The organism is Pseudomonas sp. MWU12-2029 (genome assembly GCF_023242425.1).
Taxonomy (GTDB): domain Bacteria; phylum Pseudomonadota; class Gammaproteobacteria; order Pseudomonadales; family Pseudomonadaceae; genus Aquipseudomonas; species Aquipseudomonas kribbensis.
Genome location: NZ_JALJDY010000001.1, coordinates 700,544 through 714,849 on the forward strand (window position 1 = coordinate 700,544; position 14,306 = coordinate 714,849).

Genomic DNA, 14,306 nt, shown 5'->3' on the forward strand with positions numbered 1-14,306 from the left:
ACGCCATGTACCAACTCTTTATCGAAGGCCTGCAACGCCTCGGCCGGGCGCTGATGCTGCCGATCGCGATCCTGCCGATCGCCGGCCTGTTGCTGCGCCTGGGCGACACCGACCTCTTGAACATCGCGATCATCCACGACGCCGGGCAGGTGATCTTCGCCAACCTGGCGATGATCTTCGCCATCGGCATCGCCGTCGGGTTCGCCAAGGACAACAACGGCACCGCCGGTCTGGCCGGGGTGATCGGTTACCTGGTGATGATCTCCACGCTGAAGGTGCTCGACGCCAGCATCAACATGGGCATGCTCGCCGGGATCGTCAGCGGCCTGATGGCCGGCGCGCTGTACAACCGCTTCAAGGACATCAAGCTGCCGGAGTACCTGGCGTTCTTCGGTGGTCGGCGCTTCGTGCCGATCGTCACCGGTTTTGCCGCAGTGGGCCTGGGCGTGGTGTTCGGCTACATCTGGCCGCCGATCCAGCACGGCATCAACAGCTTCGGCAGCCTGATGATGGAAAGCGGCAGCTTCGGCGCCTTCGTCTTCGGCGTGTTCAACCGCCTGCTGATCGTCACCGGCCTGCACCACATCCTCAACAACATGGCGTGGTTCGTGTTCGGCAACTTCACCGACCCGACCACCGGTGCGCTGGTGACAGGCGACCTGTCGCGTTACTTCGCCGGTGATCCGAAGGGCGGCCAGTTCATGACCGGCATGTTCCCGATGATGATCTTCGGCCTGCCCGCCGCCTGCCTGGCGATGTACCGCAACGCCCTGCCGGAGCGGCGCAAGGTGATGGGCGGGATCTTCCTGTCGATGGCCCTGACCTCGTTCCTGACCGGCGTCACCGAACCGATCGAATTCGCCTTCATGTTCCTCGCACCGCTGCTGTATCTGGTGCATGCGCTGCTGACCGGCCTGTCGATGGCAATCACCAACGCGCTGAACATTCATCTGGGCTTCACCTTCTCCGGCGGCTTCATCGACATGGTGCTCGGCTGGGGCAAGTCCACCAATGGCTGGCTGGTGATCCCGGTGGGCCTGGCCTATGCGCTCATCTATTACGCGGTGTTCGATTTCTGTATCCGTCGCTTCAACCTGAAGACGCCGGGGCGTGAAGACGTTGCCACCGCCGACAAAGCGGTACTGACCGAAAACGAACGCGCCGGCGCATACATCAAGGCACTCGGTGGCGCAGAGAATCTGGTGACTGTTGGCGCATGCACCACGCGTCTGCGACTGGAAATGGTCGATCGCAACAAAGCCTCCGATGCGGACTTGAAAGCATTGGGCGCAATGGCCGTGGTACGCCCGGGCAAAGGCGGCAGTTTGCAGGTGGTTGTCGGACCAATGGCCGACAGCATTGCCGATGAGATTCGACTGGCGATGCCGGCATTGGGCCGTGCCGTAGTGGCTACACCTGTTGCGGTCATCGAAACCAGCGAACCGATTGCAGTCGCCACACCGCTGGCACAGCAATGGCTGAGCGCTCTGGGTGGCAGCGACAACGTGCTGCAACTCGACTGCATCGCCATGAGCCGGATTCGCCTGCAACTGGCCGATGGCAAGGCGCTGTCGGAAAGCCGATTGAAAGAGCTTGGATGTCTGGGTGTGAGCGCGCTGGAGGACGGCGTTTGGCACTTGCTGGTGGGCGAGCGGGCGCAGAGCTTGAGTGCGGCGTTGGAGGGGTTGGTTAATCGTAGTGAGGTGAGTGCGAAGGTTTAGGTCCACCACTCAACACGATGAGCGTTAGCTCGAGTACCGCTCTTGACGTGCCGGCCCCATCGGCAGGCTGAGTGGAGGGATTTATCCGGGGGTGGGAGCGCAGCGACCGTGCGGCGCAGCCGCATGCATCGAGAGGAGGTGCAGCGAAGCAAACCGGAGGCGATGCCCCCGGATGAATCCCGGAACGAAGGAACACCGAGCCAAAGCGAGGTGCCGAACGCCGGGGCCCAGACCTTTGGTTCCTTTGGGGCGTTTGCCAAAGGGACTCGCCGTAAGGGCGAAACCATAAGAAGCCGTTACCGCAGCAACGGATATTCACTCAATCCCAACCCCAAAAACCAAAAACCAAAAAACCCGCTGAAATCACTCTCAGCGGGTTTCCCATTTCAGCAGCCAAGGAAGATCAAAAATCCTCCAACCGCCAAACCTCATAAGCCGGCGTCTCGTAGGGATGGCTCAACTTAAGAGCCGCCACTACCGCGCGAATCAACTCATCACCAACGACAAGCTCAACCTTCCACTCCTCGACCCGCTCAACCCGCCCCGCCTCACCAATGAACGGCTGACTCCCGTCCAAAGGCCGAAACTGACCAGATCCAAGCACCTGCCACGCACAGTGGTCATAGTCACCGATCCGCCCGCCACCGGCAGCGAATACAGCGTCCTTGACCACCTCGACATGGCTGTCGGGAACAAAAAACGCGAGCTTGTACACAGCGCTTAGTTCACCCACACACGAGCGTTACGGAACATGCGCATCCAAGGAGCGTCTTCGTTCCAGTCTTCCGAACGCCACGAGTTCTGCACGGCGCGGAACACACGCTCCGGGTGCGGCATCATGATCGTCACACGGCCATCACGGCTGGTGAGACCGGTGATCCCGCGCGGCGAGCCGTTCGGGTTGGCCGGGTAGGCTTCGGTGACCTTGCCGTGGTTGTCGACGAAACGCATCGCCACGCAACCGGACAGATCGGCTTCGAGCAGTGCCTCTTCGCTTTCGAATTCGGCATGGCCTTCACCGTGAGCGATGGCGATCGGCATGCGCGAACCGGCCATGCCCTGCAGGAAGATCGAGTTCGATTCCTGGATCTGCACCATCGCCACGCGCGCTTCGAACTGCTCGGAGCGGTTGCGCACGAAGTGCGGCCAGAACTCGCTACCCGGGATCAGCTCGTGCAGGTTGGACATCATCTGGCAACCGTTGCACACGCCGAGGGTGAAGCTGTCATTACGTTCGAAGAAGCCCTGGAACGCATCGCGGGCACGGCTGTTGAACAGTGCGGACTTGGCCCAGCCTTCACCGGCGCCGAGAACGTCGCCGTAGGAGAAACCACCGCAGGCCACCAGACCTTTGAACTCGTTCAGGTCGACACGGCCGGCCAGAATGTCGCTCATGTGCACGTCGATCGCGTTGAAACCGGCGCGGTCGAACGCGGCTGCCATTTCCACCTGACCGTTGACGCCCTGCTCACGCAGCACGGCAACCTGTGGGCGAATGCCTTTCTTGATGTAAGGCGCGGCGATGTCCTGGTTGACGTCGTAGCTCAGCTTGACGCTCAGGCCCGGATTGTCTTCTTCCAGCAGGACGTCGAATTCCTGCTGGGCGCAGTCGGCGTTGTCGCGCAGACGCTGGATCTGGTAGCTGGTCTCGGCCCACTGACGTTGCAGCAGACGACGCTGGCCTTCGAACACGGTGTCACCGTTGAAGGTGATGTTGATCTGGCCGTTGTTGATCGGCTGACCGATCACGGAAACGCAGTCGCCCAGACCGGCCGCACTGAATTGCGCGAGGATGTCCGGGGTGGCGTCCTGGCGAACCTGGATCACCGCACCCAGTTCTTCGTTGAACAGGATGGCGGCGATTTCAGCGGCGTTTTCCGCAACGCTGTCGAGGTTCAGGCTCAGGCCGCAGTGGCCGGCGAAGGCCATTTCCACCACGGAGGTCAGCAGACCACCGTCGGAACGGTCGTGATAAGCCAGCAGGTGACCGTCGGCGTTGAGGCCCTGGATCACGGCGAAGAACGCTTTCAGGTCTTCGGCGTCATCGACGTCCGGAGCCTGCTTGCCGAGCTTGCCGTGAACCTGAGCGAGGATCGAGGCGCCCATGCGGTTCTGGCCGCGACCGAGGTCGATCAGGATCAGGTCGGTGGTGCCCTTGTCCATGCGCAGTTCCGGAGTCAGGGTCTGACGGATGTCAGCCACTGGCGCGAAACCGGTCACGATCAGGGACATCGGCGAGGTGACAGTCTTGTCTTCACCGTTGTCGTTCCAGCGAGTGGCCATGGACATGGAGTCCTTGCCCACCGGAATGGTCAGGCCCAGCTCGGGGCACAGTTCCATGCCGACCGCTTTCACGGTGTCGTACAGACGCGCGTCTTCACCCGGGTGGCCGGCAGCGGACATCCAGTTCGCCGACAGTTTGATGTCGGAGAGCTTGTTGATGCGCGAAGCGGCAATGTTGGTCAGGGTTTCGCCGATGGCCATGCGGCCCGACGCCGGAGCGTCCAGCAGCGCCAGCGGAGTACGCTCGCCCATCGCCATCGCTTCACCGGTGTAGACGTCGAAACTGGTGGCGGTGACGGCCACGTCGGCCACCGGAACCTGCCATGGGCCGACCATCTGGTCACGGGCCACGAGGCCGGTGATGGTGCGGTCGCCGATGGTGATCAGGAAGCTTTTGCTCGCCACGGCCGGGTGATGCAGGACACGCTCGATGGAATCGGCGATGTCGAGGTTCGACGGATCGAAGTCATCGCCCAGCTCGGCTTCGCGAACCACCGAACGGTGCATGCGCGGCGCCTTGCCCAGCAACACTTCCAGTGGCATGTCCACCGGGTTGTTGCCGAAGTGGCTGTCGGTCACGGTCAGTTGCGGCTCGGCGGTGGCTTCACCGACGACGGCAAACGGGCAACGCTCGCGTTCGCAGATCGCCTTGAAGCGCTCGAAGTCGGCCGGACCGACCGCCAGAACGTAACGTTCCTGGGATTCGTTGGACCAGATTTCGTGCGGGGCCATGCCCGGCTCGTCGTTTGGAATGTTGCGCAGTTCGAAACGGCCACCGCGGTCGCCGTCGTTGACCAGTTCCGGGAAGGCGTTGGACAGACCGCCCGCACCCACGTCGTGGATGAAGCTGATCGGGTTCTTGTCGCCGAGCTGCCAGCAACGGTCGATGACTTCCTGGCAGCGACGTTCCATTTCAGGGTTTTCACGCTGAACCGAAGCGAAGTCCAGATCCGCCGAGCTGGTGCCGGTGGCCATGGAGGAGGCAGCGCCGCCGCCCAGACCGATCAGCATTGCCGGGCCGCCGAGAACGATCAGCTTCGAGCCGACGACGATCTCGCCTTTCTTGACGTGCTCTTCGCGGATGTTGCCCATGCCGCCAGCCAGCATGATCGGCTTGTGGTAACCGCGAACTTCGTCACCGTGCGGAGTGGTGATCGACTGTTCGAAGGTACGGAAGTAGCCGGTCAGGGCCGGACGACCGAATTCGTTGTTGAACGCAGCGCCGCCCAGCGGGCCTTCGATCATGATGTCCAGCGCGTTGACGATGCGCTCAGGCTTGCCGTACGGCACTTCCCACGGCTGTTCGAAGCCAGGGATCAGCAGGTTCGACACGGTGAAACCGGTCAGGCCGGCCTTTGGCTTGGCGCCACGACCGGTTGCACCTTCGTCGCGGATCTCGCCACCGGAACCGGTGGACGCGCCCGGGAACGGAGCGATCGCGGTCGGGTGGTTGTGGGTTTCGACCTTCATCAGGATGTGCACCGGCTCCTGCACCGCGCCGTACTGGCGGGTTTCCGGATCCGGGAAGAAGCGGCCGGCGACGTTGCCGACGATCACCGAAGCGTTGTCCTTATAAGCGGACAGCACGCCTTCGCTGTGCATCTGATAGGTGTTCTTGATCATGCCGAACAGGCTTTTTTCCTGGCTCTCGCCGTCAATATCCCAACTGGCGTTGAAGATCTTGTGGCGGCAGTGCTCGGAGTTGGCCTGGGCGAACATCATCAGTTCGATGTCGTGCGGGTTGCGCTTGAGACCGTTGAAGGCGTTGACCAGATAGTCGATCTCGTCTTCGGCCAGGGCCAGGCCCAGCTCGACGTTGGCCTTCTCCAGCGCGGCGCGGCCACCGCCGAGGATATCGATGGCGGTCAGCGGCTTCGGCTCGGCGTGGCTGAACAGACCGGCAGCCTGTTCGAGGTTGCCCAGAACGATCTGGGTCATGCGGTCATGCAGTACGTCGGCGATCTGCTGCGCCTGAGCGTCGCTGAACTGACCGGCCACATAGAACGCGATACCGCGCTCCAGACGCTGGATCTTGCTCAGGCCGCAGTTGCGGGCGATGTCGCTGGCCTTGCTCGACCATGGCGAGATGGTGCCGAAACGCGGCAACACCAGGAACAGACGACCGGTCGGCTCTTGAACCGGAACGCTTGGACCGTACTTCAGAAGGCGCGCAAGCACCTGCTGTTCGTCGCCGGTCAGGACGCCGGTGACTTCGGCGAAGTGAGCGAATTCAGCATACAGGCCACTGACAGCTGGAACCTTCTGGCTCAGTTGCTCAAGGAGTTTGCTGTGGCGAAAGGCAGAAAGGGCAGGAGCGCCGCGCAGGATCAACATCTTCGGGACAGCCTCGGGAAGGGGTGTGCTTTGAGGCCGTGCATTCTAGCCTAAACCGCCTTCAACATCACCCGAAACGCTACGCACGGTTGCACTCGGACCACAATCTGTGTTTCTGCCTCTGAAGTCAGATTTAGAGCCTGCGGGACAACAGCTTATTTTTTCTGTCACAAAATGCTGTCCGGCCCCATTCCTGCGGGGTTGCGGGCGCTTTTTCAATCGCTAGCAGACTACCCCTCCACTGTCGAGATATGGCGCCCGTTGCGCTTTGCGTATACTGCGCACATGTTTTCCCCAACGGCTTTGCGTCCGCGGTACGCCAAATGGCTGATCGCTACCGGACTCTTCCTGATGCTCAGTGGCTGTGTTGATAAACCCAACACACTCGAGCGCGTAAAGGAGGATGGTGTGCTGCGGGTGATCACCCGTAACAGCCCCGCCACCTACTTTCAGGATCGCAGCGGCGAGACCGGCTTCGAATACGAGCTGGTGAAGCGCTTCGCCGACGATTTGGGGGTGGAACTGAAGATCGAGACCGCCGACAACCTCGACGACCTGTTCGACCAGATCGGCAAACCCAACGGCCCGGTACTGGCTGCCGCGGGTCTGGTCAGCAGTGAACAGCGCAAGAAGCAGGTGCGCTTCTCCCATTCCTACCTCGAAGTCACCCCGCAGATCATCTATCGCAACGGCCAGTCCCGGCCGACCGACGCCAGTGAGCTGGTCGGCAAGAAGATCATGGTGCTCAAGGGCAGCACCCACGCCGACCAGCTCGCCGAGCTGAAACAGAAATATCCCGGGATCGAATACGAAGAGTCCGACGCCGTCGAGGTGGTCGACCTGCTGCGCATGGTCGATGAAGGCCAGATCGACCTGACCCTGGTCGATTCCAACGAAGTGGCGATGAACCAGGTGTACTTCACCAACATCCGCGTCGCCTTCGACCTTGGCGATGCCCGCAGCCAGAGCTGGGCGGTGGCCGCCGGTGAAGACAACAGCCTGCTCAACGAGATCAACAGTTATCTGGACAAGGTGCAGAAGAACGGCACCCTGCAACGTCTGAAGGACCGCTACTACGGCCACGTCGATGTCCTCGGCTACATGGGCGCCACCACCTTCGCCCAGCATTTGCAGCAGCGCCTGCCCAAGTACGAACAGCACTTCAAGACTTACGCCAAGAAAGAGAAAGTCGACTGGCGCCTGCTGGCGGCCATCGGTTATCAGGAATCGCTGTGGCAACCGGCCGTCACGTCGAAGACCGGTGTACGCGGCCTGATGATGCTGACCCAGAACACTGCACAGGCCATGGGCGTATCCAACCGCCTCGATCCGAAGCAGAGCATCATGGGCGGCGCGAAGTATCTGGCGTACATGAAGGATCAACTGGATGACTCGATCCAGGAGCCGGATCGTACGTGGTTTGCACTGGCTGCCTACAACGTCGGCAGCGGTCACCTGGATGACGCACGCAAACTGGCGTCCCGGGAAGGCCTGAATCCGGACAAGTGGCTGGATGTGAAGAAGATGCTGCCCCGCCTGTCGCAGAAGCAGTGGTACAGCAAGACCCGCTATGGCTACGCCCGTGGCGGCGAACCGGTGCATTTCGTGGCGAACATCCGTCGCTACTACGACATCCTGACCTGGGTGACCCAACCGCAGCTTGAAGGCGATCAGGTCGCCGAAGGCAATCTGCATGTGCCGGGAATCGACAAGTCCAAACCGGCGCAGGAAAACCCGCCGCTCTGATAAACACTGCGGGAGCCGGCTCCCACAGTGTCTGTGTTGATGCTTAGTGTTTGGCGGCCGCCAGGATCAGCGCCTTCATCTCCGAAACCGCCGACTTGAAGCCGACAAACAAGGCATGCGCCACCAGCGCGTGACCGATGTTCAGTTCGTTGATGCCCTTGATCGCCGCCACGGCTTCAACGTTGTGATAGTGCAGACCGTGACCGGCATTGACGATCAGGCCCTGGGCCAGACCGAATGCCACACCATCCGCCACACGCTTGAGCTCTTCAGCCACTTCGGTCGGCGTTTCGGCATCGGCGTAACGCCCGGTGTGCAGCTCGATAGCTGGAGCGCCGACACGTTTCGAGGCAGCGATCTGCCGCTCGTCAGCGTCAATGAACAGCGACACTTCGCTGCCGATCTTCGACAGGCGCTCCACCGCAGCCTTGATCCGCTCCTCCTGCCCCGCCACGTCCAGACCGCCTTCGGTGGTCAGCTCCTGACGGGTTTCCGGTACCAGGCAGATGTGCGCCGGACGGATGCGCTCGGCGAAGGCCATCATTTCTTCGGTGACGCCCATTTCGAAGTTCATGCGGGTTTGCAGCACATCCTTGAGCAAGAGCACGTCGCGCTCCTGAATGTGGCGACGGTCCTCACGCAGGTGCACGGTGATGCCGTCGGCACCCGCCTCTTCCGCGTCCAGCGCAGCCTTGACCGGATCCGGGTAGCGCGTGCCACGGGCCTGACGCAGGGTGGCGACGTGGTCGATGTTCACGCCAAGAAGAATGCGATTGCTGGTGGTCACGGATGCGCTCCTGAAGGGAAAGATTCGGCGCACAGCATACACGGGGCTACGGTTTGCGAAACAGTTCGCGACTTACGAGAGGACGTCCGCCCAGATGCACGGCCAATGCCTGACGCATCAAGCGTTTTGCGGCGGACAACGCGCCGGGGGCTGACCAGTCGGCTTCGGCCATGGCCAGCAGCTCGGTGCCGTTGAACAGACCGGGTTGCAGCAGGTAGACCCGCTCGAGTCCGGCGTCCACCTGCAAGCGATAGAGACCGTCCGCAGCGATAGGCTCGTCATTGATGTCGGTGCTCAGGGAAAAGCCATAGCCGAGGTCGTCGAGCAGGCGCCATTCGAAGGAGCGCAGCAGAGGTTCCAGTGGCCGGCCCTCAGCCAAAGCCAACAAGGTCGCCGCGTAGTGATCGAATACTGCGGGATGCGGATCTTCGGCCGGCAGCAGGCGGATCAGCAACTCGTTGAGATAGAGACCGCTGAACAGCGCTTCGCCAACCATCCATGTCGCGCTACCAACACTCTCCATGCGCCCGACGTTCTTCAACTCACCCTTGCCACGAAACTCCACTTCCAGCGGCACGAACGGTCGCGCCAGCGTCCCGGCCTTGCCCCGCGCGCTGCGCAACACCGCCCGCAGCCGGCCTTGCGGCGTGAGGAAGTCCACCAATGCACTGGTTTCGCGGTAGGCGCGCGAATGCAGGACGTAGGCGGGTTGGGCGGGAGGTGGGCTTTGCGACATTGAGTTCTCGATGACGAAATGCAGTTTTACACACAACCCAAAACTACTGTGGGAGCGGGCTTGCTCGCGAAAGCGGTGAATCAGTCAAAGTATATGTCGACTGATACTGCGCATTCGCGGGCAAGCCCGCTCCCACAGTGGGTTCTTTGATGTAGCAAAAAAACGGTGTTACAGGTCGCCGTAACCCAGCGAACGCAGCGCACGCTCGTCGTCGGACCAGCCGCCTTTCACCTTGACCCACAGGTTGAGCATGATCTTGGAGTCGAACAGCAGCTCCATGTCCTTGCGCGCCTCGGTGCCGATGCGCTTGATGCGCTCGCCCTTGTCGCCAATGATGATTTTCTTCTGGCCGTCACGCTCGACGAGGATCAACGCATGGATGTGCAGGGTCGCGCCCTGCTGCTTGAACTCTTCGATTTCCACGGTGATCTGGTACGGCAGCTCGGCACCGAGCTGGCGCATGATCTTTTCGCGTACCAGTTCGGCTGCGAGGAAGCGGCTGCTGCGGTCGGTGATCTGGTCTTCCGGGAAGAAGTGATCGTTCTCCGGCAGGTGATCGGCGATGACCTTTTCCAGCGCGTCGAGGTTGTGCCCCTGCTGCGCCGAAATCGGGATGATCTGCGCGTTCGGCAGCTGTTCCTGCAACCAGGACAGGTGCGGCATCAGCTCGGCCTTGTCCTCGATACGGTCAGTCTTGTTCAGCGCGACGATCAGCGGGCCGGTCACGTACTGCACGCGTTCCAGGACCATCTGGTCTTCTTCGGTCCACTTGGTGCGGTCGACCACGAAGATCACCACGTCGACGTCTTTCAACGCTGCCGAGGCGGTCTTGTTCATGTAGCGGTTCAGGGCCTTTTCGCCGCCCTTGTGCATGCCTGGGGTGTCGACGTAGATCGCCTGCACGTCGCCTTCGGTCTTGATCCCGAGCATGTTGTGGCGAGTGGTCTGCGGCTTGCGCGAGGTGATCGCGAGCTTCTGGCCGAGGATGTGGTTCAGCAGCGTGGACTTGCCCACGTTCGGACGGCCGACGATGGCAACGTAGCCACAGCGAGTTGCGTTTGTATCAGTCATTGCCATTCTCCACACCCAGGGCAATCAGTGCTGCGGCAGCCGCTACCTGTTCGGCAATGCGACGGCTCACACCCTGACCCCGGCTTTTTTCATTCAAAAGGACAACTTCGCACTCGACGAAGAAGGTACGGCAGTGCGGTTCGCCCTGGATATCCACGACTTCGTAGCGTGGCAGCTCGCAACCGCGCGATTGCAGGAACTCCTGCAGGCGGGTCTTCGGATCCTTGTTGGTATCGACCAGCGTCAGACCTTCGAACTCGCCGGCCAGCCAGGCCAGGACGCGCTCGCGGGCGACTTCCATGCCGGCGTCGAGATAGATCGCGCCGATCAGCGCTTCCAGAGCATCGGCCAGAATCGACTCGCGACGGAAACCGCCGCTTTTCAGCTCACCGGAACCCAGGCGCAGGTATTCGCCCAGATCGAAACCACGGGCCAATACCGCCAGGGTCTCGCCTTTCACCAGACGTGCACGCAAACGCGACAACTGGCCTTCGCGGGCCAGCGGGAAGCGGTCAAACAGGGCTTCACCGGCGACGAAGTTGAGGATCGCATCGCCGAGAAATTCCAGACGCTCGTTGTTGCGTCCGGCAAAACTGCGGTGCGTAAGAGCCAGGACCATCAGCTCCTGGTCCTTGAAGGTGTAACCGAGCTGACGCTCGAGACGGCTGAGAGAAACGCTCACGGTTTGACCACGCTGAGTTCGTGGCTGGATTCCACCGCCATCGCCGGGATACGGCGCAGGCCTGGGACAATTAACGCTGTGTTCAAAAATGACGTCCTGAATATCGTGGCTTCATGCCCCGGAGCCGGTTGTGCCGACGCCAGAAATGCATTCGGCGCTGTGGTCAACAGCGCCGTGATTGTTTACTTGATCAGGCCGACCCGCGAGAAATTCGGCAGGTGGCTGAGTTTCGGTTCCGGCCAGCTCATCCAGACCGCGAAGGCCTTGCCGACGATGTTCTGGTCGGGAACCATGCCCAGCAGATCCTTGGGAATGTTCGGGTCATCCCAGTAGCGACTGTCGTTCGAGTTGTCGCGGTTGTCGCCCATCATGAAGTAGTGCCCGGCCGGCACGGTCCAGGTATGGTCCGGCGTGGCACGGTAGCGGCTCATTTCCTTGCGGATCAGGTGTTCGGCGGCGCCGAGTTTTTCCTTGTAGAGCTCCGCACTGCCGAGGGTGCCCGGCTCGGAGCCGACCAGTTGTTCGGCAATCGACTCGCCATTGACGAACAGACGCTTGTCGGCGGTGTAACGCACCGTGTCGCCCGGCAGGCCAACCACACGCTTGATGTAGTTGACGTTCGGGTCGCTCGGGTAGCGGAACACCATCACATCGCCGCGTTGCGGATCACCGACTTCGATGACTTTCTTGTCGATCACCGGCAAGCGGATCCCGTAAGAAAACTTGTTCACCAGAATGAAGTCGCCGACGTCCAGGGTCGGTTTCATCGAGCCGGACGGAATCTGGAACGGTTCCACCAGGAACGAACGCAGCACCAGCACGATGAACAGCACCGGGAAGAACGACTTGCCGTATTCGACCAGCAGCGGTTCCTTGTTCAGCTTCTCCACCACCAGTACATCAGGCTGGCTGACGCTGCCCTGATAGGAAGCGATGGCGGCGCGCCGACGCGGTGCCAGGATCAACAGATCGAGCAACGCCAACAGGCCGCAGACGAACACGGCGATAACCAGCAACAGCGGGAAATTTAGTGACATAGGACCTGACTATTCCAACCTGAGCACAGCAAGGAAGGCTTCTTGTGGAATTTCCACGTTGCCGACCTGCTTCATGCGTTTCTTACCGGCCTTTTGCTTCTCGAGCAGTTTCTTCTTACGACTGACGTCACCGCCGTAGCATTTGGCCAATACGTTCTTTCTGAGCGCCTTGACGGTTGTCCGGGCGACGATCTGACCGCCAATGGCGGCCTGGATGGCCACGTCGAACATCTGACGAGGAATCAGTTCTTTCATCTTCTCGGTCAACTGGCGACCTTTGAAGTGCGAATTGTCACGGTGCACGATCAACGCCAGGGCATCGACCTTGTCGCCGTTGATCAGCACGTCCAGTTTCACCAGATTAGCCGATTGGTAACGATCGAAATGGTAGTCCAGCGAAGCATAGCCGCGGCTGGTGGATTTCAGACGGTCGAAGAAGTCCAGGACCACTTCGTTCATCGGCAGGTCGTAGGTCACCTGGACCTGATTGCCGAGGAACAGCATGTCGACCTGGACACCGCGTTTTTCGATGCACAGGGTGATGACGTTGCCCAGGTGCTCCTGCGGCACCAGGATGTTGGCCCGCACGATCGGCTCGCGCATGTCTTCGATGGACGATACGTCCGGCAGCTTCGACGGGTTGTCGACGTAAATCGTTTCACCGGTTTTCAGCACCAGTTCGAAGATTACCGTCGGCGCAGTGGTGATCAGGTCCAGGTCGTATTCGCGCTCCAGGCGCTCCTGGATGATTTCCATGTGCAGCATGCCGAGGAAGCCGCAACGGAAGCCGAAGCCCAGGGCGTCGGAGCTTTCCGGGGTGTACTGCAGCGACGAGTCGTTCAGAGTCAGTTTCTGCAGCGCTTCGCGGAAGTCCTCGAAGTCGTCGGAGCTGACCGGGAACAGACCGGCGTAAACCTGTGGCTGGATGCGCTTGAAGCCTGGCAGCACTTCAACGTCCGGGGTGGAGCTCAGGGTCAGGGTGTCACCGACCGGCGCACCGTGAATGTCCTTGATGCTGGCGATGATGAAGCCCACTTCGCCGGCCTTCAGGTCAGCGGTAGCGGTGTGTTTCGGGTTGAACACGCCGACGCTGTCGACCAGGTGCACCTTGCCGGTGGATTTCACCAGGATCTTGTCGCCCTTCTTCACGCGGCCGTGACGCACGCGCACCAGGGAAACAACGCCCAGGTAGTTGTCGAACCAGGAGTCGATGATCAACGCTTGCAGCGGATCTTCGATGTTGCCTGTCGGCGCAGGAATGGTGGCGACCAGACGCTCGAGCACTTCGTCGACACCCAGGCCGGTCTTGGCGCTGCAGGTGACGGCGTCGGTGGCGTCGATGCCGATGATCTTCTCGATCTCGTCCTTGACGCGGTCAGGCTCGGCCTGCGGCAGGTCGATCTTGTTCAGTACCGGCATGACCTCGAGGCCCTGCTCGATGGCGGTGTAGCAGTTGGCCACGGACTGGGCTTCTACGCCCTGCCCCGCGTCGACCACCAGCAAGGCACCTTCACACGCGGCCAGGGAACGGCTGACTTCGTAGGTGAAGTCGACGTGGCCCGGGGTGTCAATGAAGTTCAGCTGATAGGTAACGCCGTCTTTGGCCTTGTAATAGAGGGTAACGCTGTGGGCCTTGATGGTGATCCCGCGTTCGCGCTCCAGCTCCATGGAATCCAGTACCTGGGCTTCCATTTCACGCTCGGCCAGGCCACCGCACATCTGGATGAATCGGTCAGCCAGCGTCGACTTGCCATGGTCAATGTGGGCGATGATGGAGAAATTGCGGATATGACTCAAATCACTCACGGATCAACACTCAAAAAGGCTGCAGGCTTGGCCCGCCGAAAAATAGCCGGGAATTGTACCTGATACACGGCGCAAGCGTCACGTTCGCCTGTCACCCGGATTG

At 61.0% G+C, this 14,306-nt stretch carries 10 protein-coding genes; 2 read left to right on the top strand and 8 right to left on the bottom strand.

Going from position 1 to position 14,306, the window contains the following annotated elements; genetic code table 11:
* Positions 1–5 precede the first annotated feature (5 nt).
* The gene (nagE, locus tag M5B44_RS03405; protein WP_248738228.1) at positions 6–1,721 is read left to right on the top strand and encodes an N-acetylglucosamine-specific PTS transporter subunit IIBC; all 1,716 of its coding nucleotides are present in this window, start codon (positions 6–8) and stop codon (positions 1,719–1,721) included.
* Positions 1,722–2,124: 403 nt separating this feature from the next.
* Here nagE and M5B44_RS03410 read toward each other — a convergent pair whose 3' ends face one another.
* Together M5B44_RS03410 and purL are read right to left on the bottom strand one after the other, a co-directional pair.
* Positions 2,125–2,436 (bottom strand): YqfO family protein, encoded by a 312-nt coding sequence (locus M5B44_RS03410; protein ID WP_248738229.1) that lies wholly within the window; start codon positions 2,434–2,436, stop codon positions 2,125–2,127.
* 5 nt (positions 2,437–2,441) lie between these two features.
* On the bottom strand, positions 2,442–6,338 hold the full coding sequence (gene purL / locus M5B44_RS03415; protein ID WP_248738230.1) for a phosphoribosylformylglycinamidine synthase: 3,897 nt from the start codon (positions 6,336–6,338) through the stop codon (positions 2,442–2,444).
* Between the two features lie 285 nt (positions 6,339–6,623).
* Here purL and mltF point away from each other — a divergent pair, with 285 nt between their 5' ends.
* On the top strand, positions 6,624–8,084 hold the full coding sequence (gene mltF, locus M5B44_RS03420) for a membrane-bound lytic murein transglycosylase MltF (RefSeq protein WP_085711664.1): 1,461 nt from the start codon (positions 6,624–6,626) through the stop codon (positions 8,082–8,084).
* Positions 8,085–8,127: 43 nt separating this feature from the next.
* On the opposite strand, the gene pdxJ is transcribed toward mltF, so the two are convergent.
* The 6 genes from pdxJ to lepA form a co-directional block, all read right to left on the bottom strand.
* Entirely contained in the window at positions 8,128–8,871 is a 744-nt protein-coding gene (pdxJ, locus tag M5B44_RS03425) for a pyridoxine 5'-phosphate synthase (RefSeq protein WP_038357694.1), read from the bottom strand.
* Positions 8,872–8,917: 46 nt separating this feature from the next.
* The gene (gene recO / locus M5B44_RS03430; RefSeq protein WP_248738231.1) at positions 8,918–9,607 is read right to left on the bottom strand and encodes a DNA repair protein RecO; all 690 of its coding nucleotides are present in this window, start codon (positions 9,605–9,607) and stop codon (positions 8,918–8,920) included.
* 168 nt (positions 9,608–9,775) lie between these two features.
* Positions 9,776–10,678: a GTPase Era gene (era, locus tag M5B44_RS03435; protein WP_011332590.1), complete on the bottom strand. Its 903-nt coding sequence runs from the start codon at positions 10,676–10,678 to the stop codon at positions 9,776–9,778.
* Positions 10,671–11,360, bottom strand: coding sequence for a ribonuclease III (gene rnc / locus M5B44_RS03440; RefSeq protein ID WP_169428982.1), 690 nt, complete (start codon positions 11,358–11,360; stop codon positions 10,671–10,673). Before rnc ends, era begins: the two co-directional genes overlap by 8 nt.
* A gap of 182 nt (positions 11,361–11,542) precedes the next feature.
* A complete protein-coding gene (gene lepB / locus M5B44_RS03445) occupies positions 11,543–12,397 on the bottom strand; it encodes a signal peptidase I (protein WP_065261873.1) in 855 nt (284 codons plus the stop codon).
* A 9-nt stretch (positions 12,398–12,406) separates the two neighbouring features.
* Entirely contained in the window at positions 12,407–14,203 is a 1,797-nt protein-coding gene (gene lepA / locus M5B44_RS03450; RefSeq protein WP_085711666.1) for a translation elongation factor 4, read from the bottom strand.
* Between the last annotated feature and the right edge of the window lie 103 nt (positions 14,204–14,306).

Bases quoted from the DNA above. Each gene is read 5' to 3' on its own strand.
- purL (WP_248738230.1), bottom strand. From the start codon at position 6,338: ATGTTGATCCTGCGCGGCGCTCCTGCCCTTTCTGCCTTTCGCCACAGC.
- nagE (WP_248738228.1), top strand. From the start codon at position 6: ATGTACCAACTCTTTATCGAAGGCCTGCAACGCCTCGGCCGGGCGCTG.
- recO (WP_248738231.1), bottom strand. From the start codon at position 9,607: ATGTCGCAAAGCCCACCTCCCGCCCAACCCGCCTACGTCCTGCATTCG.
- era (WP_011332590.1), bottom strand. From the start codon at position 10,678: ATGACTGATACAAACGCAACTCGCTGTGGCTACGTTGCCATCGTCGGC.
- lepB (WP_065261873.1), bottom strand. From the start codon at position 12,397: ATGTCACTAAATTTCCCGCTGTTGCTGGTTATCGCCGTGTTCGTCTGC.
- mltF (WP_085711664.1), top strand. From the start codon at position 6,624: ATGTTTTCCCCAACGGCTTTGCGTCCGCGGTACGCCAAATGGCTGATC.